Annotated in this window: 21 protein-coding genes; 7 read left to right on the plus strand and 14 right to left on the minus strand. The window is 68.8% G+C overall.

Features of this window, described 5'->3' with window-relative positions; all coding sequences use genetic code 11:
* Positions 1-145 precede the first annotated feature (145 nt).
* The 6 genes from AC07OH_RS06640 to mltG all read right to left on the minus strand — a co-directional run bounded on the left by AC07OH_RS06640 (position 146) and on the right by mltG (position 4,802).
* The gene (locus AC07OH_RS06640; protein ID WP_495300040.1) at positions 146-826 is read right to left on the minus strand and encodes an ankyrin repeat domain-containing protein; all 681 of its coding nucleotides are present in this window, start codon (positions 824-826) and stop codon (positions 146-148) included.
* Positions 823-1,629, minus strand: coding sequence for a TatD family hydrolase (locus AC07OH_RS06645; RefSeq protein ID WP_139705956.1), 807 nt, complete (start codon positions 1,627-1,629; stop codon positions 823-825). Before AC07OH_RS06645 ends, AC07OH_RS06640 begins: the two co-directional genes overlap by 4 nt.
* 83 nt (positions 1,630-1,712) lie before the next feature.
* The gene (locus AC07OH_RS06650; protein WP_062472893.1) at positions 1,713-2,096 is read right to left on the minus strand and encodes a PilZ domain-containing protein; all 384 of its coding nucleotides are present in this window, start codon (positions 2,094-2,096) and stop codon (positions 1,713-1,715) included.
* A complete protein-coding gene (locus AC07OH_RS06655; RefSeq protein WP_095947640.1) occupies positions 2,093-3,115 on the minus strand; it encodes a DNA polymerase III delta subunit-related protein in 1,023 nt (340 codons plus the stop codon). Before AC07OH_RS06655 ends, AC07OH_RS06650 begins: the two co-directional genes overlap by 4 nt.
* Positions 3,112-3,783 (minus strand): dTMP kinase, encoded by a 672-nt coding sequence (gene tmk, locus AC07OH_RS06660; RefSeq protein WP_495300041.1) that lies wholly within the window; start codon positions 3,781-3,783, stop codon positions 3,112-3,114. Before tmk ends, AC07OH_RS06655 begins: the two co-directional genes overlap by 4 nt.
* Positions 3,780-4,802, minus strand: a complete 1,023-nt coding sequence (gene mltG / locus AC07OH_RS06665; protein WP_495300042.1) for an endolytic transglycosylase MltG — start codon at positions 4,800-4,802, stop codon at positions 3,780-3,782. The genes tmk and mltG overlap by 4 nt, the downstream gene beginning before the upstream one ends.
* A 138-nt stretch (positions 4,803-4,940) precedes the next feature.
* On the opposite strand from mltG, the gene ygfZ reads away from it, so the two are divergent.
* A complete protein-coding gene (ygfZ, locus tag AC07OH_RS06670) occupies positions 4,941-5,867 on the plus strand; it encodes a CAF17-like 4Fe-4S cluster assembly/insertion protein YgfZ (RefSeq protein WP_495300043.1) in 927 nt (308 codons plus the stop codon).
* Between the two features lie 146 nt (positions 5,868-6,013).
* On the plus strand, positions 6,014-6,934 hold the full coding sequence (locus AC07OH_RS06675) for a hypothetical protein (RefSeq protein ID WP_495300962.1): 921 nt from the start codon (positions 6,014-6,016) through the stop codon (positions 6,932-6,934).
* Between the two features lie 15 nt (positions 6,935-6,949).
* Here AC07OH_RS06675 and AC07OH_RS06680 read toward each other — a convergent pair whose 3' ends face one another.
* From AC07OH_RS06680 to AC07OH_RS06690, 3 genes are read right to left on the minus strand one after another with little or no spacing between them, the layout of a single operon-like run.
* Positions 6,950-7,834 carry a YbgC/FadM family acyl-CoA thioesterase gene (locus AC07OH_RS06680; RefSeq protein WP_495300044.1) on the minus strand — a complete coding sequence of 295 codons (885 nt, stop codon included), beginning with the start codon at positions 7,832-7,834 and terminating at the stop codon, positions 6,950-6,952.
* Positions 7,831-8,745, minus strand: coding sequence for an alpha/beta hydrolase (locus tag AC07OH_RS06685; RefSeq protein ID WP_495300963.1), 915 nt, complete (start codon positions 8,743-8,745; stop codon positions 7,831-7,833). Before AC07OH_RS06685 ends, AC07OH_RS06680 begins: the two co-directional genes overlap by 4 nt.
* Before the next feature lie 53 nt (positions 8,746-8,798).
* Positions 8,799-9,668, minus strand: coding sequence for a 2-keto-4-pentenoate hydratase (locus tag AC07OH_RS06690; protein WP_495300045.1), 870 nt, complete (start codon positions 9,666-9,668; stop codon positions 8,799-8,801).
* A gap of 63 nt (positions 9,669-9,731) precedes the next feature.
* Here AC07OH_RS06690 and gbd point away from each other — a divergent pair, with 63 nt between their 5' ends.
* Positions 9,732-10,868: a 4-hydroxybutyrate dehydrogenase gene (gbd, locus tag AC07OH_RS06695; RefSeq protein WP_495300046.1), complete on the plus strand. Its 1,137-nt coding sequence runs from the start codon at positions 9,732-9,734 to the stop codon at positions 10,866-10,868.
* Between the two features lie 29 nt (positions 10,869-10,897).
* Here the strand turns inward: gbd and AC07OH_RS06700 are convergent, their stop codons facing one another.
* The 5 genes from AC07OH_RS06700 to AC07OH_RS06720 all read right to left on the minus strand — a co-directional run bounded on the left by AC07OH_RS06700 (position 10,898) and on the right by AC07OH_RS06720 (position 17,363).
* Complete coding sequence (locus tag AC07OH_RS06700) at positions 10,898-11,884, minus strand: tripartite tricarboxylate transporter substrate binding protein (RefSeq protein ID WP_495300047.1); 987 nt, start codon at positions 11,882-11,884, stop codon at positions 10,898-10,900.
* A gap of 106 nt (positions 11,885-11,990) precedes the next feature.
* Complete coding sequence (locus AC07OH_RS06705) at positions 11,991-13,067, minus strand: phospholipase (protein ID WP_495300048.1); 1,077 nt, start codon at positions 13,065-13,067, stop codon at positions 11,991-11,993.
* 40 nt (positions 13,068-13,107) lie between these two features.
* Complete coding sequence (locus AC07OH_RS06710) at positions 13,108-15,483, minus strand: Tex family protein (RefSeq protein WP_495300049.1); 2,376 nt, start codon at positions 15,481-15,483, stop codon at positions 13,108-13,110.
* 79 nt (positions 15,484-15,562) lie between these two features.
* A complete protein-coding gene (locus AC07OH_RS06715; protein ID WP_495300050.1) occupies positions 15,563-16,477 on the minus strand; it encodes a sensor histidine kinase in 915 nt (304 codons plus the stop codon).
* Between the two features lie 91 nt (positions 16,478-16,568).
* Positions 16,569-17,363 carry a LuxR C-terminal-related transcriptional regulator gene (locus tag AC07OH_RS06720; RefSeq protein WP_489056814.1) on the minus strand — a complete coding sequence of 265 codons (795 nt, stop codon included), beginning with the start codon at positions 17,361-17,363 and terminating at the stop codon, positions 16,569-16,571.
* Between the two features lie 380 nt (positions 17,364-17,743).
* Here AC07OH_RS06720 and AC07OH_RS06725 point away from each other — a divergent pair, with 380 nt between their 5' ends.
* The 4 genes from AC07OH_RS06725 (at position 17,744) to AC07OH_RS06740 (ending at position 20,514) form a co-directional block, all read left to right on the plus strand.
* Complete coding sequence (locus AC07OH_RS06725) at positions 17,744-18,436, plus strand: hypothetical protein (protein WP_489056813.1); 693 nt, start codon at positions 17,744-17,746, stop codon at positions 18,434-18,436.
* 78 nt (positions 18,437-18,514) lie between these two features.
* Positions 18,515-19,555, plus strand: coding sequence for a hypothetical protein (locus AC07OH_RS06730; RefSeq protein ID WP_495300051.1), 1,041 nt, complete (start codon positions 18,515-18,517; stop codon positions 19,553-19,555).
* 23 nt (positions 19,556-19,578) lie between these two features.
* On the plus strand, positions 19,579-19,917 hold the full coding sequence (locus AC07OH_RS06735; protein ID WP_495300052.1) for a hypothetical protein: 339 nt from the start codon (positions 19,579-19,581) through the stop codon (positions 19,915-19,917).
* 87 nt (positions 19,918-20,004) lie between these two features.
* Positions 20,005-20,514, plus strand: a complete 510-nt coding sequence (locus tag AC07OH_RS06740; RefSeq protein WP_495300053.1) for a hypothetical protein — start codon at positions 20,005-20,007, stop codon at positions 20,512-20,514.
* Positions 20,515-20,526: the final 12 nt, after the last annotated feature.

Genomic DNA, 20,526 nt, shown 5'->3' on the forward strand with positions numbered 1-20,526 from the left:
AGAAGGGGGCGCCTGCGCGCCTCAGGCTTGCAAAAGAGATTGCTGCTGGAAGTCGACCGCGAGCACCGTGCATTTGATTTTACATAATGCACATTGTGTTGATTTCAACTGAACCATCCCAGCCGCACTCAACCCATCCAGCCGCTCACCACTTCCCATCCTTCGGCACCGCCTTCACCCCATTCGCCTTCGCATCCCCAGCCGCCTTGATCAGCTCCGCCGACTCCGCCCGGTTCGCCTTCACCGCGAAATCGACGGCGGTCATGCCGAGCTGGTTCTTCATCGCCGTGTCCGCACCTTCGGCCAGCAGCAACTTCACGGCATCGTTCGATCCGTACATCGCGGCCATCATCAGCGGCGTGGTGCCGTTGGGCGACTGGGCGTCGATGAAGGCGTGGTTCTCGAGCAGCAGCTTCATGATCGACAGTTGCCCGCTGCTCGCCGCGTAATGCAGCGGTGTCCAGCCGGTCTTGTTGACGGCGGCGTCGCGCTTGAGCAGTTGCACCACCAGGTCTTGCTGGCCCTTGATCGACGCCAACATCAGCGGCGTTTCGTCCTTGGCGTTGGCCAGGTCGACGTTGAGCTGCGGCGACTCCATCAGCACCTGGATGACCTTCGGCGACGGCTCGCGCAGCGCGAGCATCAAGCCGGTCTGGCCGTGTTCGTCGCGCGTATTTGGGTCGAAACCACGGTTCAGCAGGGTGCGCACACCGCTGGCGTTGTCGCCGCGCACGGCGCGGAAAAAGTCTTCGAACGAACCGGCGTGCGCTGCAAAAGATGCAACCATGACAACAAGATATATCGACTTCTTAAAGTAATTTTTCATGATTTGACTTCCCTGAACAATGTTTCGAAGTTGTCGCTTGTCGCCTTGGCGATGTCCTCTACGGGCATTTGTCGCAGTTCGGCGATCTGTTGTGCCACGAAGGGCACGTACGACGGGTTGTTGGTCTTGCCGCGGTACGGCACGGGCGCCAGGTAGGGGCTGTCGGTCTCGATCAGCATGCGGTCCAGCGGCACGAAGGCCGCCACGTCGCGCAGGTCCTGGGCTTTCTTGAAGGTCAGGATGCCCGAAAAGGAGATGTAGAAACCCAGGTCGAGCGCGGCGCGCGCCACCTCGGCGGTTTCGGTGAAGCAATGGAACACGCCGCCGGCCGCCCTGCCCGCGCCGTCTTCGCCCTCCTCCTTGAGGATGGCCAGCGTGTCGGCCGAGGCGTCACGCGTGTGGATGATCAGCGGCTTGCGGGTCTGCTGCGCGGCGCGGATGTGCACGCGGAAGCGGTCGCGCTGCCACTCCATGTCGGCGATGCTGCGACCGCCCTTGCGTTCTTCCATCTGGTAGTAGTCGAGGCCCGTCTCGCCGATGGCCACGACACGCGGACGCGCCGACAGGCGCACCAGGTCTTCCACGGTGGGCTCGGCGATGTCCTCGTTGTCGGGGTGCACGCCCACGCTGGCCCAGAAGTTGTCGTAGCTGGCGGCCAGGGCCTGCACGTCGTCGAATTCCTCGAGCTTGGTGCAGATGCACAGCGCCCGGTCGACCTTGGCGGCGGCCATGGCGGCGCGGATCTGGGGCATCTGGTCCGCGAATTCGGGAAAGGTCAGGTGGCAGTGGGAATCGGTGAACATCGGAAAGGATGAAGTGCGGCGCGCCTGTGGGAGATCGCGCCGTGTCCGGAGTTCCGCGTCACGGGGACGGCGGCGGAAAGAACTCAGATGGTCTGGGTCGGGCGGTCGGAGGCCATGGAGCCACCGAGCGCGGCTTCGATGCGCGCCTTCAGCTGGCGCGACTTCTCGTCCGAGGGAAAGCGCACGCCGACGCCCGGCGCCCGGTTGCCGGCAGCGCGGGCCGGCGTGATCCAGGCGACCTTGCCGGCGACCGGGTAGCGCTGCGGATCTTCGGGCAGCGTGAGCAGCACGTAGACGTCGTCGCCCAGCCGGTACTCGCGCGTGGTCGGAATGAAGATGCCGCCCTCGGCAAACAGCGGGATGTAGGCCGCGTAGAGCGCGCCCTTTTCCTTGATGGCGAGCTGGATGACGCTCGGCCGGGCGGGCGTGGCAGACGAAGCGGCGGCGGGAGCGACAGGTTGGTTCATGGGCGGCGAGCGGCAGAGTTTAGGGTGCTTCGCGCCTCGCTCACAAGCGCTTCGAGCATGAGGCCGGCGTTGAACGGGTGCTCGGCGGTCCGCGCGGCGGCGGCGAGCGACTTGGACCAGCGCGCCAGCGCCAGCTTGTGCGGGGCCGGCGGCAGGTCGGCCGCGTCGAAGAAACGGGGTTCGGCGCCGTGGCCCACGGCCATGAGGTCGTGGCAGAGCTTTTGCAGCGAGACGACGGCCTGGGCCGGCGCCTGGTCGGCCAGCGCGCCCACGTCGCCGCGCGACACGGCCTTGGGCAGCAGCGACCACGCCTTGGGCGACTGGCCCGAGCGCGCCAGCCGCAGCGCATCGCTGGGCCGTCCGCCCGCGGCACGCAGCAGCTGCGCCGCGTCGGCGGCCGGCACGTCCTGCGCCACCAGCCAGGCCTCGGCCTCGGCGGTTTCGGGCCACGGCAGCGTGAAGCCCAGGCAGCGGCTGCGGATGGTCGGCAGCAGCTGCCACGCGGCTTCGCTGGCGAGCACGAAGCGCACGTCGCCGACGGGTTCCTCGAGCGTCTTGAGCAGCGCGTTGGCCGTGATGGTGTTCATGCGCTCGGCCGGATACACGAGCACGACCTTGCCGCGGCCGCGCGCGCTGGTGCGCTGCGCAAAGCCGACCGCGTCGCGCATGGCTTCGACGCGAATCTCGCGGCTGGCCTTGCGCTTCTTGTCGTCGATGTCGGACTGCGCCTTTTCGTCGAGCGGCCAGCCCAGTTCCTGCATCGCGACCTCGGGCATCAGCACGCACAAATCGGCGTGGGTGCGGACCTCGATGGCATGGCAGCTCGCGCAGTGGCCGCAGGCCGCACCGCCCTCCTCCACCGGCTGTTCGCACAGCCAGGCGGCGGCGAGCGCCAGCGCCAGTTCGTACTGGCCGATGCCCGACGGCCCCTGCAGCAGCCAGGCATGACCGCGCTGGCGCAGCAGTTCGGCCAAGGGCTGGCGCAGCCACGGGGTCAGCGTGTTCACCGGCTCGCTCATCGCGCGGCCCCCTGCACCGGCGACAGCACGCCACGCGCCACCAGCGCGGTGTCGATCTGTTGCCAGACTTGGTCACGCGTTTGGCTCGCGTCGATGCGCACGAAGCGCGACGCATCAGCAGCGGCGCGGGCGGCGTAGCCTTGCGCCACGCGGCGGAAGAACTCGACGGGCTGGGCTTCGAACTTGTCGGGCACGCGCGCGCCGGCCAGGCGCTGGGCGGCGATCTCGGGGGCGAGGTCGAACCACACAGTCACTTGGGGCTGCAGCAGTTGCGACGCAGGCAAACCTGCCCGGCCCGCCTGCACCCACTGTTCGAGGGTCGCCAGCACGGCGGTGTCGAAGCCGCGCCCCGCGCCTTGGTAGGCGAAGGTGGCGTCGGTGAAGCGATCGCACAGCACGACCTCGCCACGCGCCAGCGCCGGTTCGATGACCTGGGCGATGTGGTCGCAGCGCGCCGCGAACACCAGCAGCGATTCGGTCAACGGGTTCATCGGCTGTTCGAGCACCAGCCCGCGCAGCGTCTCGGCCAGCGGCGTGCCGCCGGGTTCGCGCGTGCGCACCACGGTGCGGCCCTGTGCCTTGAAGCGGGCTTCCAGTGCGTCGAGGTGACTCGACTTGCCCGCGCCGTCGATGCCTTCCAGCGTCAGAAACAGACCGGTGTCACTCATTGGGTCGCCTTGGGTTGAGGGCTGCCACCGCCTCGCTGGTAGCGGTTGACCGCGCGGTTGTGGTCGTCGAGCGAGCTGCTGAACTGGCTCGTGCCGTCGCCGCGCGAGACGAAGTACAGCGACTTGCTCTGCGCCGGCTGCACGGCCGCCAGCAACGCGGCCTTGCCGGGCATGGCGATCGGCGTGGGCGGCAGGCCGCCGCGGGTGTAGGTGTTCCAGGGCGTGTCGGTCTGCAGGTCGCGCTTGCGCAGGTTGCCGTCGAAGGCGGTGCCCATGCCGTAGATCACGGTGGGGTCGGTCTGCAGCGGCATGCCGATGCGCAGCCGGTTGGTGAAGACGGCGGCAATCTCCGCGCGGTCGTTGGCCTTGCCTGTCTCCTTTTCGACAATGCTGGCCAAAATAAGCGCCTCATCGGCCGATTTGAGCGGCAAATCGGCCGCGCGCGCCGCCCAGGCGGCCTCGAGCTTCTTGTCCATGGCCCGCATGGCGCGCTGCAGCAGTGCGATGTCGGTCGAGCCCTTCGAGTAGGTGTAGGTATCCGGGAAGAAGCGGCCTTCGGGATGCAGGCCCGGCTTGCCCAGCGCGGCCATCAGCGCGTCTTCGCTCATGCCCACGCTTTCGGGCTTGAGCTGCTCGGCCTTGGCGAGCGCGGCGCGCACCTGGCGGATGTTCCAGCCTTCGACCAGCACCACGCTGCGCGTGGCCTCCTCGCCGCGCACCAGGATGTTGAGCAGCAGCCTGGGCGTGACACCGCGTTCCAGTTCGTAACTGCCGGCGCGCATCTGGCGGTCTTGCCCCGAGACGCGGAACCACAGGTACAGCAGCTGCGGCTGCACGTCGACGCCGGTGTCGGCCACGGCCTGCGCGATGCCGCGCGGCGTGGTGCCGGGCTCCACCGACAGGTCGACGCTGGGCGTCGGCAACTTGAGCGGCTGGTGCACCCACCAGAGACCGGCGCCGCCGAGCGCCAGAACGGCCAGGGCCACGAGCAGGAAGAGCGTGAGGAAGAAGCTGCGCACGAATCCGAGGAAAAGACGGAGGAAGAAAAAGGGCCTGCAAGAGGATGGACACAGACCCGCGGGAAAGACCGGCCCCATCGCTGCGACGGGGAATCCCTGCCGCCCCGAAGGAACAGGCACGGCCATGATAATTCAGCGATGACCACAGTCGTTCTCAACGGGGTGAGCACCCTGCCCCACCTCGGCGTGATCCGCGCCGAAGGCCCCGATGCCGCCAGCTTTCTGCACGGCCAGCTCACGCAGGATTTCTCGCTGCTCGGCGCCACCGAAGCCCGCCTGGCGGCGCTCTGCACGGCCAAGGGCCGCGTGATCGCCAGCTTCATCGGCATCCGCCCGCAACCCGAACTCATCCTGCTGGTGTGCAGCCGCGACATCCTGGCGGCCACGCTCAAGCGCCTGTCGATGTACGTGCTGCGCGCCAAGGTCAAGCTGACCGACGCCACCGAACAGTTCGCGCTGCACGGCGTGGCCGGCACCGCCCTGACCGCCAACGGCCTCGATGCGGCCCTGCCGCCCGGTCGCCGCACGGCCATCGGCGAAGACATCAGCGTGGTGTCGCTGTACCCGGCCGACGGCGTGCCGCGCGCGCTGTGGATCGCCCCCGCCGACCAGAAGGCGCCCGTGGGCCCGACGCTCGACGCCGCGCTGTGGCCCTGGAGCGAGGTGCGCAGCGGCATCGTCACGCTGACCACGCCGGTGATCGAGGCCTTCGTGCCGCAGATGATCAACTACGAGTCGGTGGGCGGCGTGAACTTCAAGAAGGGCTGCTACCCCGGCCAGGAAATCGTGGCGCGCAGCCAGTTCCGCGGCACGCTCAAGCGCCGCACCTACCTCGCGCAGACCGACGCGCCGCTGGCCGCGGGCCAGGAGGTGTTCGCAGCCAACGACGCCGAACAGCCCGTGGGCACCGTGGCGCAGGCCGCGCCCGCGCCCGACGGCGGCTGGTCCGCGCTCATCTCGATCCAGATCGCCGCGCTCGAGGCCGGCGGCCTGCACGCGGGGGCGCCCGGCGGACCGGTGCTGTCGGTCGAGCCGCTGCCCTATCCGCTGCTCGAAGACATCTGATTTCCCCTGCGTCCCTGCCTTCTTTCCGGGGGCGCTTGGCGCTGTCTCACCGACAGCGCCATTTTTTTGCGCGACGCTTAACCCCGTTCGCGAGGCCCCGCCGTAGAAGCCTGCATCGATCCACTCCTGGCAAGGAAGCCACCATGATGCAGCGCAGACTTCTCCTCACCACCGTCCTGGCCCTGACCGCGCTGTCGGCGGGGGCGGAAAGCCCGATGCGGCCGTACCCCTCCGGTGCCAGCCGCATCGGCGGGCTGATGAACATCAGCATCGTCGACCGCACGAGCGGCGCCGAGCTGCCGATCTACCGCCACCGCGGCGAGTACTGGGTGGCCGGCCGGCCCGGCGCGCGCTATGCGATCCGGGCGCGCAACGCGATGGGCGAACGCATCATGGCCGTGATGTCGGTGGACGGCGTCAACGTCGTCACCGGCGAAACCGCCGGCGTCGGCCAGAACGGCTACGTGTTCGGCCCGCGCGAGCGCAGCGACATCGCGGGCTGGCGCAAGAGCGATTCGCAGATCGCGGCCTTCGAATTCGCCGCCGCTGGCAACTCCTACGCGAGCCGTACCGGCCGCCCCGACGACGTGGGCGTGATCGGCGTCGCGATGTTCCGCGAGCGCCGGCCGGAACCGCCGCCGCCGGTCGTGACGCCCTATCCGTCGCGCGACGAGTACAGCGGCGGCAACAGCAGCCGCGAACGGCGCAGCGAGGCACCGCCGGCACCGTCGTCGATGGGCGATGCGCGTGCCAAGGCGGCCCCACCTGCCGGCAATGCCGACATGGCCGCCGAGTCGTCCGCCAGCGCCATGGCCCGCCAGTCGGCGCCCAGCCCGAGCCTGGGCACGGCCCACGGACGGCGCGAGACCTCGTACGTCGGCAAGACGACCTTCGAGCGCGCCAGCTCGCAGCCCGACGAGGTGATCCGCATCCGCTACGACAGCCGAGAGAACCTGGTCGCCGCGGGCGTCATCCCCGAGCCGCAGCGCTGGCCGCGTCCGTCGGGCCCGTCGCCCTTCCCCGGCTCGGACCCCGGCTACGTGCCGGACCCGCCGGCCCGCTACTGATCGAAAGCGCTGCGCTCAGCGCAGCGCGCGCCGCATCTCGATGTGCGCAATGCCGGCTTCCTCGAACGGCTGGCCGTGCACCGCGTAGCCCAGCCGCGCGTAGAAGCGCTCGGCGCTGCGCTGCGCATTGAGCGCCACCTCGCGGTCGCCGCGCGCGCGGGCCGCGTCTTCGAGCGCCTGCACCACGGCCGCGCCGTGGCCGCCGCTGCGCAAGGTGCGGTGCACCGCCATGCGGCCGATGTGCGAGACGCCGTCCTCGGCGGGCAGCAGCCGGCCGGTGCCGATGGCCTGGCCGAGCCGGTTGCGCGCCACCGCATGCAGCACGACCGCGTCGTGCGCGTCCCACTCCAGCTCCTTGGGAATGTTCTGTTCCTCGATGAACACGGCGCGGCGCAGCGCGCTCGCGCCGTCGCCGAGCGTGGCCCAGTCGCCGGTCTCGATGGTGCGCATCGGCTCGCCGGCCTCGAAGGCCGTCAGCGTCTCGCGCAGGGCCGCGGGCACCGGCTTCGAGGTCTGCGTGGCCGGGTCGGCGAACACGTAGACCAGCTCGCAGCCCACCAGGAACTCGTCCTGGCGGAACAGGCCGCCCTGGAAAATGATCGACGAGTTGCCGATGCGCGCGCACTTCATGCCCACGTCGATCACGTCGTCCATGCGGGCCGAGGCGCGGAAATCGATGGTCGCCTTGCGCACGTACAGGTCGCCGCCCAGCGAGTGCATCGCCTCTTCGTACGGCAACGCCATCGCGCGCCAGTAGTCGGCGATGGCGGTGTCGAAGTACATCAGGTAGTGCGCGTTGAAGACGATCTTCTGCATGTCCACCTCGGCCCAGCGCACGCGCAGGCGGTGGAAGTAGTGGAAGTCCTCGCGACGGACCGGGGTGTTGTTGTTCTCGCTCATGGGTTCAATGCCTCTTTCAGTGCGCGGGCCGCGTCGTTCTGCGCCTGCAGCGCTTCAGGAATCGCGCGGCCCATCTTGATGAATTCGTGGATCACGCCACGGTAGATTTCCAGGTCGACCGCCACGCCCGCGGCGCGCAGCTTGTCGGCGTAGGCGATGCCTTCGTCCACCACCGGGTCGGCCTCGGCCAGGCCGATCCAGGCCGGCGCCACATCGTCGACGTCGTCGGCCAGCAAGGGCGCGAAACGCCAGTCGTCGCGGTCGGCGGGCGTATTCACGTACTGGGCGAAGAAGAAGTCGATCATGGCCTTGGTCAGCAGCGGGCCGTCGACATGGCGTCGGTGCGACTCGGTGTCCTGGTGCGCGGCCATGCCGGGATAGATGAGCAGCTGCAGCGCCACCGGCAGGCCGGCATCGCGCGCCAGGATCGCGCACACGGCCGCCAGCGTGCCGCCCGCGCTGTCACCGCCCACCGCCAGGCGCGTGCCGTCCAGGCCCAGGCTCGCGCCCTGCGTGGCGATGAACTGGAAGGCGTCCCAGGCGTCGTTCGATGCGGTCGGAAACTTGTGCGCGGGCGCGAGCCGGTAGTCGATCGACACCACCGCGCAGCCGCTTTTCTGGCTCAGCACGCGGCACAGCGTGTCGTGCGTGCGGATGTTGCCGACCGTGAAGCCGCCGCCGTGGAAGTACACGAGCACCGGCAACACCTCGGCAGACGGCGCATACAGCCGCGCGGGCATGGCGTGGCCGTCGCGCGCGGCGATGTGGAAGTCTTCGATGCGCGCCAGTTCAGGCTTGGGCACCTCGAGCACGCCCGCGCCCTTTTCGTACGAGGCCTTGGCTTCGTCGGGCGTGAGCTGGTCGAGCGGCGGATGGCCCGCGCGCGCCATGCGCTCGACCACGCCGGCCATCTTCGGGGTGAGTGCCGGTTGCGCGAGGCGGTTTGCTGTCGTGGTCGTAATGCTCACTTGAAAGACACCACCACCGGTTGCATGCGCGACAGCCCTTCATAGCTCACCACCACCGTCTGCCCGGCCTTGGGCGGCAGCAGCGGCGAGAACGAGCCCAGGCTGATCAGGTCGCCCGGCTTCAGCGCGATGCCTTCCTTGGCCAGCGCACCGGCCAGCCACACCACCGCATTGAGCGGGTGCTCGAGGATGTCCGAACCCTTGCCGGTCGCCAGCTCCTTGCCCTGCCCGTCCTTCATGACCACGCGCATGTTGCGCAGGCTCTCGAGCATCCAGGCCTGACCGTCGGTGGTCGTCGGCACATCGACCGGCAGGCCACGCACACCGAGCCGCGCGCCGACGTTGATCGCCGCCACGCCCGGGCCGTTGAGCTTCGACGGTGTCTGCACCGCGAGATCGGGCAGCTCGATGAAGGGAATGAGCTGGTCGATGTTGGCCAGCACCTCGGCCGGCGTCTTCGCCTTGTGGATGTCGGCGCTCTTCACGCGCACCAGCATGTCGGCTTCGAACAGCGGTCGCGCGCCGAAGGCCGCGTCGACCACCGCGCCGGTGTCGAGCAGCATGCGCTGGTAGAGCACACCCCACACCGGCTGGTCGTAGTTGAACCGCTTCTGCACCGCGGGGTTGGTGAGACCCGCCTTGTAGCCGACCACGTCACCGAGGTTGCGCGCATGCAGCACGTTGAGCTTGGCGCGGGTGCAGGCGGCGTCGGCCTCGTCGAGGTTCTCGATGTCGGCGGCGGGCGTGCGCGCCGCCTGCGCGGCAGCAAAGTCGGCCACCTGGGAGTCACTGAGGCAGGCGGCCTGGGCCGAGACGGCCAGCACTGAGCCGAGCGCGACACACGCAAGGGTTTTGTTGATGGGCAAGAATGTCCCCTCTTGTTAGATTCGAACGGTCAGCAATCGTACTGCCCTCGGGCGTTCCCCCTCATGGCCCTCATCCAATACCTCACCCAGATCCAGTTCGAATTCGGCGCCATCCAGCTCCTGTCGAGCGAGTGCGCGCGCATCGGCATCAACCGCCCCCTGATCGTCACCGACGCCGGCGTGCGCGCGGCCGGCGTGCTGCAGAAGGCGCTCGACGCCATCGCCGATCTCGAGGTCTCGGTGTTTGACCAGACGCCCTCCAACCCGACCGAGGCCGCGGTGCGCGCCGCCGTCGAGCTGTACCGCAGCGGCCGCTGCGACGGCCTCATCGCCGTGGGCGGCGGCTCGGCCATCGACTGCGCCAAGGGCGTGGCCATCGCGGCCACGCACGAAGGCCCGCTCAAGACCTACGCCACCATCGAAGGCGGCTCGCCCAAGATCACCGAGCGCGCGGTGCCGCTCATTGCCGTGCCCACCACCAGCGGCACCGGCAGCGAGGTGGCGCGCGGCGCCATCGTCATCGTCGACGACCACCGCAAGCTGGGCTTCCATAGCTGGTTCCTCATGCCCAAGGCCGCGATCTGCGACCCCGAGCTCACGCTCGGCCTGCCGCCCCGGCTCACGGCCGCCACCGGCATGGACGCCATCGCGCACTGCATGGAAACCTTCATGTCGGCCGCCTTCAACCCGCCGGCCGACGGCATCGGCCTCGACGGCCTGGAGCGCGCCTGGGGCCACATCGAACGCGCCACCAAGGACGGCAGCGACCGCGAAGCGCGCCTGAACCTCATGAGCGCGTCGATGCAAGGCGCCATGGCCTTCCAGAAGGGCCTGGGCTGCGTGCACTCGCTGAGCCACAGCCTGGGCGGCGTCGATCCGCGCCTGCACCACGGCACGCTCAACGCCCTCTTCCTGCCGGCGGTGATCCACTTCAATTCGGGCGCCGAGTCGGTGCAGAAAGAGCAGCGCCTGCAGCGCATGGCGCAGGCCATGCACCTGGACTCGGCCGGCGACCTCGGCCATGCGATCCGCGACATGAACGCGCGCCTCGGCCTGCCCGCTGGCCTGGCCGAAGTGGGCGTGACGCCCGCGATGTTCGAACAGATCATCGACGGCGCCATGGCCGACCATTGCCACAAGACCAACCCGCGGCTGGCCACGCGCGACGACTACAAGGCGATGCTCGAAGCGTCGATGTAAGTCCGCTGGCGGCGACGATGGTCGCCGCTTTACTCCAGCTTGACCCCCGCCGTACGGATCACCTTGCCCCACTTGGTGGTCTCCGCGGCAATGAAGGCATCGAACTCCTCGGGCGTGCTGCCCGCCGGGAAGGTGCCCATGGCGTCGAGCTTGGCGCGCGTCTCGTCGCTCTTGATGATGCGCGCCACCTCCTCCGACATGCGCTTGACGATCTCGCGCGGCGTGCCCGCCGGTGCCAGCATGCCCGCCCAGGTGCTGCCGGTGAAGCCCGCGAAGCCTTGCTCGATGAAGGTGGGCACGTCGGGCACGGCCGGCAGGCGCTTGTCGCCGGCCACGCCGATCAGCCGCACCTTGCCGGCCTTGCCCTGGTTGATGAGGCCTGTGGGCGCGTCGAAGAACAGCTGGATCTGCCCGCCCATCAGGTCCGTCAGCGCAGGCACCGCGCCGCGGTACGGGATGTGGATCATGTAGGTCTGCGTGAGCGACTTCCACAGCTCGCTCGTGAGGTGCGCGGCCGAGCCGTTGCCCGAGGAGCCGAAGCTGATCTTGCCGGGGTGCTTGCGTGCGTAGTCGATGAGCTCGCGCGCGGTCTTGAACGGCGCGTCGTTGTTGACCGCCGCCAGCAGCGGCGACACGCCCATCAGCGAGACGCCCACGAGGTCCTTGCGCGGGTCGTAGGGCAGCTTGGGGTACAGCGTGGTGTTGGCCGTGTAGGCCGCGATCACGACGCCGAAGGTGCTGCCGTCGGGCGCGGCCTTGGCCACGGCATCGACGCCGATCAGGCTGTTGGCGCCGGGCTTGTTGTCGATCACCACGGGCTGGCCGAGCCGCGTCTGCAGGCCCACCTGCACCAGCCGCGCCATCTGGTCGGTGAAGCCGCCCGGCGTGTAGGGCACGACGATGCGGATCGGCTTGTTCGGCCACGCGCTCTGCGCGAAAGACGGTGCGGCGAGGCTGGCTGCGGCGGCGGCCGTGGCAAGGGAGAAACGGCGGCGGGAGAGCGTGGCGTGCGGCATGGTCGGGAACCCCTGGAATGGCATCTTCTGTGAATGGACTGGACCATTCTCGAAGCGCCCTCGCGCGCCGGCGCTCAGGGTTTGTCCCCGACGGGACAAGGCGGGTTCAGAGCGGCAGGATGTCGCGCGAACGCCCGGCGTCGCCGAGCCAGGCCTCGAACTCGTCTGACATCCGCGTCGCCTCGCGCGTGGCCTGGCCCCACGCAGAGATGCGCGCCTGCGCGTCGTTCGCGAAGCGGATGAAATCCTTGCGGTCGGGCAGCTTGCCGTGCGGCAGCGTCTTCACCCACTCGGGGTTGGGCGCCAGCACCACCATGCGGTCGAGAAAGCGCGTCGACTTGTGGCGCCAGCGCAGCCCCTTGTCGAGCCAGCCCGGCACCACGGCCTGCTGGAAGTGCGGGTACAGCACGATGCCTTCGTCGGCCGGCTGGTAGTCCAGATGCAGGTGGTAGTCCGTGATGCCGCCGTCCCAGTAGGCGCCGCGCGGCGCGCCCGGAATGTCGTGCACCGCCGCCAGCAGGAACGGAATGGAGCACGAGGCCTGCAGCACCCGGTTGAAGTTGGCCTCGCTCAGCGCGTGCTGGCGCGTGCGGAAGTCGGTCGTGCCGAAGGGCAAGGCCGCGCCGGGCGTGGAGAACACGCAGCGCTCCAGCCAGGCGCCCAGGCTCTTGCGGTGCAGGCTGTTGCTCGCGAAGGCGCCCAGGTAGCCGACCGGCGTGCGCGCCCTGCCCTCGCGCCCCAGGATGTGGCGCCCGCGCGAGGTCACCACATGCAGCCGGTAGCGCGCATGGCCCAGCACCTCGCCGATGCGCCCGCCGTAGAAGGTGTCGAGGCTTTCCGCGAAGCGTTCGCTGAGCTGGTGCGGGCTGAGCCGCTTCTGGCCCGGCGGCACTTCGAACTGCTGGCGCACGTAGTCGTGCTCGAAGCGCCCGAAGGCCGCCTCCGGGTCCGACAGGCAGGCCGTCGCCAGCCGCCACGCGCCGATCGACGCGCCCACCAGGTCCACCGGCTGGCTCGACTGCGTGAGCCAGCGCCCGAAGATGAAGCGATCGAGCGGCCCGAGGATCAGCCCCTTGGGCCCGCCGGCCGCGCCGGGGATGGTGCGCACGTCCTGCGGGCGCAGGCCGTGCTGCTCGATGTGCTGGCGGGCCGCGGGGCCGGCGTAGATGCGCAGGGCTTTCATGCCGACGGTGTTTGCAAGAAACGTGCGGTCCGCGGGTGGGTTACTTGCGCAACCCCTGCAACTTGGCAAACGCACTCGCCATCTGCCCCGCCGGTTGCGGCGAGTTGTCGCGCCGGCCTTGCTGTTGCTGCCCGCGCCCTGCCCCTTCGAAGCGGTTGTCGCGCGGGCCGTCGCGGCGTGCGGGCGCGGCGTCGAGCTTCATCGACAGGCCGATGCGCTTGCGGGCCACGTCGACTTCCATCACCTTGACCTTGACGATGTCGCCGGTCTTGACGACTTCGCGGGCGTCGTTGACGAACTTGTGGCTCAGTTGGCTCACGTGAACCAGGCCGTCCTGGTGCACGCCCAGGTCGACAAAGGCGCCGAACTGGGCGACGTTGCTCACGGTGCCTTCGAGGATCATGCCCTCGGTGAGGTCGGAGATGTCGTCCACGCCGTCGTTGAAGCGCGCCACCTTGAAGTCGGGGCGCGGGTCGCGGCCGGGCTTCTCGAGTTCGCCCAGGATGTCCTTGACCGTGATGACGCCGAACTTCTCGTTGGCGAACAGCTCGGGCTTGAGGGTCTTGAGCATGTCGGCGCGGCCCATCAGCTCGGCGATCGGCTTGCCGGTCTTGACGATGATCTGCTCGACCAGCGGATACGTTTCGGGGTGCACGCCGGTGATGTCCAGCGGGTCGGCGCCGTCGCGGATGCGCAGGAAGCCGGCACTCTGCTCGAAGGCCTTGGGGCCGAAGCCGGTCACGTCGAGCAGCTGCTTGCGGGTGGAGAACGCACCGTTGGCTTCGCGCCAGCGCACCACGGCCTTGGCCACGCTGGCCGACAGGCCGGACACGCGGCTGAGCAGCGGCACGCTCGCGGTGTTCAGGTCGACGCCCACCGAGTTCACGCAGTCTTCGACCACGGTCTGCAGGGTGCGCGCGAGTTCGCTCTGGTTGACGTCGTGCTGGTACTGGCCCACGCCGATGCTCTTGGGGTCGATCTTCACGAGCTCGGCCAGCGGGTCCTGCAGGCGGCGCGCGATGGAGGCGGCGCCGCGCAGGCTCACGTCGACATCGGGCATTTCCTGCGAGGCGAATTCGCTGGCGGAATAGACGGAGGCGCCGGCTTCGCTGACGACGACCTTGTCGACCGTCATTTCGGGCGCACCGGCCTGCGCGGCCATCTTGGCCAGCAGCTTGATGAGGTCGCCGGCCAGCTTGTCGGTTTCGCGGCTGGCGGTGCCGTTGCCGATGGCGATCAGGTTCACGCCGTGCTTGGCGCACAGCTTGCCCAGGGTGTGCAGCGAGCCTTCCCAGTCCTTGCGCGGTTCGTGCGGGAACACGGTGGCGGTCTCGACCAGCTTGCCGGTCGAATCGACCACGGCCACCTTCACGCCGGTGCGGATGCCGGGGTCCAGGCCCATCACGACGCGTCGGCCGGCGGGGGCTGCCAGCAGCAGGTCGCGCAGGTTGTCGGCGAACACCTTGATGGCGACCTTTTCGGCGTCTTCGCGCAGGCGGGTGAACAGGTCGCGCTCGGTCGACAACGCCAGCTTGACGCGCCAGGTCCAGGCCACGCACTTGCGCAGCAGGTCGTCGGCCGGGCGGACCGCGTGGCTCCAGCCCAGATGCAGCGCGATCTTGCCTTCGGCGATGCTGGGCTTGCCCGGCTCGGGTTCGACGGGCAGCACGAGCTTGGCGTCGAGCACCTCGAGCGCGCGGCCGCGGAACACGGCCAGCGCGCGGTGCGACGGCACGCGGCCGATGGGCTCGTCGTAGTCGAAGTAGTCGCGGAACTTGGCGATGTCGGCGTTGTTCTCGTCCTTGCCGGCCATCAGGGTGGACTTGAGCAGGCCTTCGTTCCAGAGCCATTCGCGCAGGCGCTGCACCAGCACGGCGTCTTCGGCCCAGCGCTCGGACAGGATGTCGCGCACGCCGTCGAGCACGAGGGGCACGGTGGAGAAATCGGGGCCCGGCTTGCCGTCGTCCAGCGTGGTGGCGGGTTGCAGGAAGGCCTTGGCTTCGACGGCCGGGTCGAGCGTGGGGTCGGCCAGCAGCTTGTCGGCCAGCGGCTCGATGCCGAATTCGCGGGCGATCTGGCCCTTGGTGCGGCGCTTCTGCTTGAACGGCAGGTACAGGTCTTCGAGTTCCTGCTTGGTGGGCGCGAATTCGATCGCGGCGCGCAGCTCGGGGGTCAGCTTGCCCTGCTCGTCGATGGCCTTGAGCACCGCCACGCGGCGGTCTTCAAGTTCGCGCAGGTAAGACAGCCGGGCTTCCAGTTCGCGCAGCTGGATGTCGTCGAGGCCGCCCGTGACTTCCTTGCGATAGCGGGCAATGAACGGAACCGTGGCGCCTTCGTCGAGCAGTTCGACGGCGGCCTTCACCTGGTGCTCGCCGACCTTGATTTCAACGGCGAGCTGGCGAATGATTTTCTGCATGTCTTGAGCGCGTCCCTGGCAAAGCGCGGAAGTTTGCCATAGGCGAAGACGCCTCTCGCCGGCCACCGCCACAGGATGGTTACAACGTGCTCTCGGCCTCTGCCACGACCGCAGCCGGCGGCAGCACTTCACCGGGCATCACGAGCCGGATGCGCAGCCCGTGCGGCGCCGCGTCCATGACGGCCAGCTCGCCGTGCAGCGCCTCGGCGCGTTCACGCATGCTGCGCAGGCCCTTGCCCCCGAATTCGCCGGCCGCCGCACCCAGGCCGCGCCCGTCGTCCAGCACTTCGAGCACCAGCCCGTGTGAACGTTCGCGCGGGCCGAAGCGCACTTCCACGCGGGTGGCCTGCGAATGGCGCAGCACGTTCGACAAGGCCTCCTGCGCGATGCGGCACAGCTGCATCGCGGCCTCGGGCGACAGCGGCGGCGTCACCACCACGTCCTGCACGTTCCACACGAGCGTGATGCCCAGCCGGTCGAACGCCGGTTGCAGCCGGTAACGCAAATGCCCCAGGCGCTCGCCGATGCTGGTGTCGGCCTGGTCGTCGAGGGAGTCGACCGTCATCTGCAGTTCCAGCAGGCAGGCCTGCAGCGCCATCGACAGCTCGCGGGCGTCGGCGGAGCGCGGGTCGTAGCTGGCCATGAGCGCCACCAGCCGCGAGCCGACGCCGTCATGCAGGTCGCTGGCGATGCGGCGGCGCTCGGCGAGCACGGCCTGCGCCTGGCGGTAGCGCACGAGGCGGCGCCGCGTGAAATACCAGGTGGCCACGATCATGCAGAGCACGGCGACGTTCACCCCCTGCAGGGCCCAGAAGGCGGCCGGCACCTCGGTACCCAGTGTGGTGATCGCCGAGGTCGCGCGGATCACCTGCCCCACCACCGGCGTCAGGTGCAGTGCAAACGCAAGCCCCACCCACAGCAGCATCCGCCGGCGCGAGGCGCGCGGCCACAGCCAGATCAGGAGCACGCACCACGCGGCGATGGAAAGCCACACGAACTGGTCCTCCAGGAAATACGGCGGGAGCGGGGGCGCCGGCGCGGGCATGGGTGGCTCCGCTGCGAACGCGGCGCGCCCGAAGCGCGCCCTAGAGCAGCCCCCGGTGCGAGGCGAAACTCACGGCCTGCGCGCGGGTGTGGGCGTGCAGCTTGCGGTAGATGTTTTTGACGTGTGCGTTAACCGTCTGGGCACTGATGGTGAGCTGCAGAGCGATCTCTTCCGTCACATATCCCGTGGCTACAAGTCGCAACACTTCGCGCTCCCGTGCCGACAGGGTGGCCTTGCTGTCCGGCGGGCGCACCGGGCTCGCATTGGAGCGTTGGTGGTCCAGGTGCACGAGCAGCCGGCGTGCCAGCCGGGGGGTGATGGCGGCACCGCCATTGACCACCTGCAGCACGGCCTGGGCGTAGCTCTGGAACCAGGCGTTCTTCACCAGGTAACCCGAGGCGCCGAGCTCGAAGGCGTGCAGCACCTGAGGCTCGTCTTCCAGCGCGGAAATGACGATGATCTCGGCGGCGCTGCGGTGTTTCTTGGCTTCTTCGATGAGCTCGAATCCGCTGCCGTCTCCGAGGCGGATGTCGACCATGAGCACATCGAATTCATGCTGCATCAGGAGGCGCCGGCCCTCGCGCAGGGAGCCGGCCTGGCCTTCGAGCTGGATGCGCAAATCGCCCAGCAATTCCTGGGCGATGACACGGCGGACAAAGGGGTCGTCGTCGACGAGCAAGACACGAACGGGCTTGGTTTCCTGACCCGTGAGGTAGTCAGGCCACGGCAGGGTATCCGCCGAGGGGGCGAGGAGCCCGCCAAACTGGCCAGGATTGGAGAACTTCCTAGCACCGCCACCGACATCGGTCAATGAAATGTCAAGCTCGTTTTCCATTTACGTCCCCTTGTCACAGAAATAAGTCGCGACTTCGTGAACAAAAGTTAATCGATTTCTACTCTTTTTTTGGTTCGCGGCTTTTTTGATTACCTTGGTTTCGTCTCGTTGCAATATTGCCAGATTGTGAACGAAAGTGATAGTGGCTCCGAGGGGAACCCTGCGGAAAACCGGCTCCCTGCCGGCACCGGAAATGGCCGCGGACATTGCTTTCGCCATAGCCTTGCACTACCCAGCCTGAGGCATTTTTCGATCCCTTCCCCCCGCTGAAACTGCATCCCGGTCGCAACGGAATCCATTCGATCCGTGCTCGCTGACCGTTAGCTGATGGCCGGATTCCCCGGCGATCGGGTTCGTTTCAACACTATCGAGGAAGCATCATGAAGAAGACTCTTATCGCCATGGCAGTGGTTCTCGTGGCTGGCATCGGGACTGCAACCGGTAGCAGCGTGGCGCTCGCCGTCACCAACACCACGACCGGCTCCTCCAGCTCGGCGGGCTCGGTTGCCGCCAGCTCCGGAACGGGCAGCGCACTGAGCTACAACGCAGCCAACTCCAGCTCGTCGGCCACGGCCAACGCAGCGGGCGGCGCAGCAGGCAATGCCTTCCTGCGTGTGGGCGGCGCCACGGCAGGCGGCACGGCAACGACCCAAGGCAGCGTGACCAGCGTGGCAGCAACGACCGGCAACGGCGTGGCCGCAGGCGGTGCGAATGCACAGGCCAATGCAACGTCGGCTGCCAATGCCAACTACGCCGGCGGCGGTGCAAACCCGGTGAGCGGTTCCGCAGGCGGCGCAGCCGGCTCGACCACCAACAACACGGCTGCAACGGCTGCAGGTCCTGGCGGCGGTCTGGCTGTGGTGACGCGCACCTCGGGCACGACGGCTGGCTACAACGCCACCTCCGGTGCTGTGAACGGCGTGGTCAACGGCACGACCACCTCGGCCACCGCGGGCTCGACGGGCGGCTCGACCGGCGTCGTCAACTTCCACCTCGGCAATGCAGCGACCTTCAGCAACGGTGGCGGCACCGCTGGCGGCGCGATCGCTGGCGCAACCGCAAACGCTCCCTGAGCGATCCGGTAGATCGGTTGTTGGACCAGAAACGGGGAGGGGCACGCCCCTCCCCCGCTTCCCAAAGGAGTCGAAAAAATGAAAACATTGATTGCCCTGACCTTGCTGGGCTTGTCCGCGGGCGCCTTGGCGCAAACAACGGCGGGTGGCGCCAACAACCAGTCGCAGAGCTCGGCCACCACCAACGCCCAGGGCAACACCCAGGCGGTGAACTTCAACAGCTCCGCCCCCTCGGATGTCACCTCCCGGGCCACGGTGGACAGCAACAGCACACAGAACATCAACAACACGGGTGCGACGACCAGCGTCGTCGACTACCGTGGCAGCTACACCGTCAAGAACGTGCCGTCCGTGAGCGGCCCGAACCTGACGACCAGCAACGACACCTGCATGGGCAGCACCAGCGCCAGCGCCAACGGCCCGGGGGTCGGCCTGAGCTTCGGCACCACCTGGACGGACGAGCACTGCAAGCGCCTGAAGATGAGCCGCGAGCTCTGGAACAAGGGCATGAAGGCAGCGTCGCTGGCCATGGACTGCATGGACCCGGCGGCCCAGGCCGCGCTGGAAATGACCGGCTCGAAGTGCCCGCAGTCGATGACCGCCGAAGAACGCGTGAGCGCGTTCGGACCTCAGGCATCAGGCAGCGGTGCACCGGTGGCGGCACGTCCGGCGGCGCCTGTGGCTCCGGTGGCCGTGGCACCGGCACCTGCGCCAGCCCCCGTGGCGGTGGCCGTGCCCCAGCCGGTTGCGCCTGTGGCACCTGCAGCGCCTGTCGCGTTGGCTCCGGCCCCGACGCCCGCGCCGGTCGTGGCGGTGCAACAGCCCGCCGCACCGGCCACGCTGGTCGAGGCGATGCCCATGGCAGCCCCGGCGCAGGAACCGCCGGCACCGCAACCTGCGCCGGCCGCGACCGTCGTCCCGGCGTCTGCGCCGGAGGTGGCACCGGCCCCCGTGGCTGCAGCGCCCGCCGAGGAAGCCGCGGCACCTGCGGCGGAGGCGGCACCGGTCATGGCAAGCGCCGTGGCCCCGCAGCCGGACATCCTGGAAGCGCGCATCACGCGCCGCCTGCCGGCTGACCCGGCCGACGAGGTGGCTTCGGCATCGGCCGACGCGCAATGAGGCCGGCTCTGGAGTCCATCACCATGAACACCAGGACCGTTCCTCTCTGGCTGGCCGCCTGTTGCGTGGCGACGGCGTCGGTCGCCGCCACGCCGCTCATCCGCATCGAGCGGATGCCCATGGGCAGCGGCCTGCAGAACGCCAGCGGCACGGAGAACGCCGAGCCGGTGGGCGACTACGGCGTCTGGCACGTGCCGCAGTACATGCCGGGGTTTCCGACCTCGGCCACCATCTGGCCGCGCGTCGTGATCATCCAGTGCAACGTCACGCGGTGCAGCGGCTACGAAGTGACGCCCGAACTGGGCCGGGGCGAGTACCTGTTCTTCCGCCCCGCCGAAGACAGCAGCGTCGGCCGCAAGTAGAAAAACAGACGTCGACTTTTCGAACGCCGCGCCGCCGGGCCCGCAAGGTCCCAGCGGCGCTCGGCCGTGTGCGTATACCCTTCGCACATGCAACACCCCCTCGTGCGCGCCTTGCGCGCCCTGCTCCGCGCCGCCGCCACGGCGGTGCTCGTTCCCGTGCTGTTGTTCGAGGAATGGGGCTGGGCCCCGCTGGCAGCGCTGATCGCGCGGCTGGCGCGCCTGCCCTTCTGGGCGCGGCTCGAAAGCCGGCTGCGCGCGTTGCCGCCCTGGGGCGCGTTGCTCGCATTCTTCGTGCCGGTGCTGCTGCTCTTTCCGGTGAAGCTGCTGGCGCTGTTTCTGTTCGGCCGCGGCCACGCGGTCAGCGGCATGGCCGTGCTGCTGCTGGCCAAGCTCGCGGGCACGGCGGTGGTCGCGCGGATCTTCCAGCTGGTCGAAGGCTCGCTGATGCAGCTGGCGTGGTTCGCCCGCTGGTACCCGCGCTGGAAAACGTGGAAAGACGGCGTGCTGACGCGGGTGCGCGAAAGCCGCCCCTGGCGCATCGTGCGGGCGGTGCACCGGCGCGTCCTTCGGGGATGGCACCGGCTGCGCGCCGAGTGAATCTATTTTTAC

The organism is Variovorax sp. GW821-FHT10C12 (genome assembly GCF_059415405.1).

Excerpts from the sequence above, each read along its gene's own strand:
- AC07OH_RS06640 (WP_495300040.1), bottom strand. The coding sequence starts at position 826 with ATGAAAAATTACTTTAAGAAGTCGATATATCTTGTTGTCATGGTTGCA.
- AC07OH_RS06645 (WP_139705956.1), bottom strand. The coding sequence starts at position 1,629 with ATGTTCACCGATTCCCACTGCCACCTGACCTTTCCCGAATTCGCGGAC.
- AC07OH_RS06650 (WP_062472893.1), bottom strand. The coding sequence starts at position 2,096 with ATGAACCAACCTGTCGCTCCCGCCGCCGCTTCGTCTGCCACGCCCGCC.
- AC07OH_RS06655 (WP_095947640.1), bottom strand. The coding sequence starts at position 3,115 with ATGAGCGAGCCGGTGAACACGCTGACCCCGTGGCTGCGCCAGCCCTTG.
- tmk (WP_495300041.1), bottom strand. The coding sequence starts at position 3,783 with ATGAGTGACACCGGTCTGTTTCTGACGCTGGAAGGCATCGACGGCGCG.
- ygfZ (WP_495300043.1), top strand. The coding sequence starts at position 4,941 with ATGACCACAGTCGTTCTCAACGGGGTGAGCACCCTGCCCCACCTCGGC.
- AC07OH_RS06675 (WP_495300962.1), top strand. The coding sequence starts at position 6,014 with ATGCAGCGCAGACTTCTCCTCACCACCGTCCTGGCCCTGACCGCGCTG.
- AC07OH_RS06680 (WP_495300044.1), bottom strand. The coding sequence starts at position 7,834 with ATGAGCGAGAACAACAACACCCCGGTCCGTCGCGAGGACTTCCACTAC.
- AC07OH_RS06685 (WP_495300963.1), bottom strand. The coding sequence starts at position 8,745 with ATGGCCGGCGTGGTCGAGCGCATGGCGCGCGCGGGCCATCCGCCGCTC.
- gbd (WP_495300046.1), top strand. The coding sequence starts at position 9,732 with ATGGCCCTCATCCAATACCTCACCCAGATCCAGTTCGAATTCGGCGCC.
- AC07OH_RS06700 (WP_495300047.1), bottom strand. The coding sequence starts at position 11,884 with ATGCCGCACGCCACGCTCTCCCGCCGCCGTTTCTCCCTTGCCACGGCC.
- AC07OH_RS06705 (WP_495300048.1), bottom strand. The coding sequence starts at position 13,067 with ATGAAAGCCCTGCGCATCTACGCCGGCCCCGCGGCCCGCCAGCACATC.
- AC07OH_RS06710 (WP_495300049.1), bottom strand. The coding sequence starts at position 15,483 with ATGCAGAAAATCATTCGCCAGCTCGCCGTTGAAATCAAGGTCGGCGAG.
- AC07OH_RS06720 (WP_489056814.1), bottom strand. The coding sequence starts at position 17,363 with ATGGAAAACGAGCTTGACATTTCATTGACCGATGTCGGTGGCGGTGCT.
- AC07OH_RS06725 (WP_489056813.1), top strand. The coding sequence starts at position 17,744 with ATGAAGAAGACTCTTATCGCCATGGCAGTGGTTCTCGTGGCTGGCATC.
- AC07OH_RS06730 (WP_495300051.1), top strand. The coding sequence starts at position 18,515 with ATGAAAACATTGATTGCCCTGACCTTGCTGGGCTTGTCCGCGGGCGCC.
- AC07OH_RS06735 (WP_495300052.1), top strand. The coding sequence starts at position 19,579 with ATGAACACCAGGACCGTTCCTCTCTGGCTGGCCGCCTGTTGCGTGGCG.
- AC07OH_RS06740 (WP_495300053.1), top strand. The coding sequence starts at position 20,005 with ATGCAACACCCCCTCGTGCGCGCCTTGCGCGCCCTGCTCCGCGCCGCC.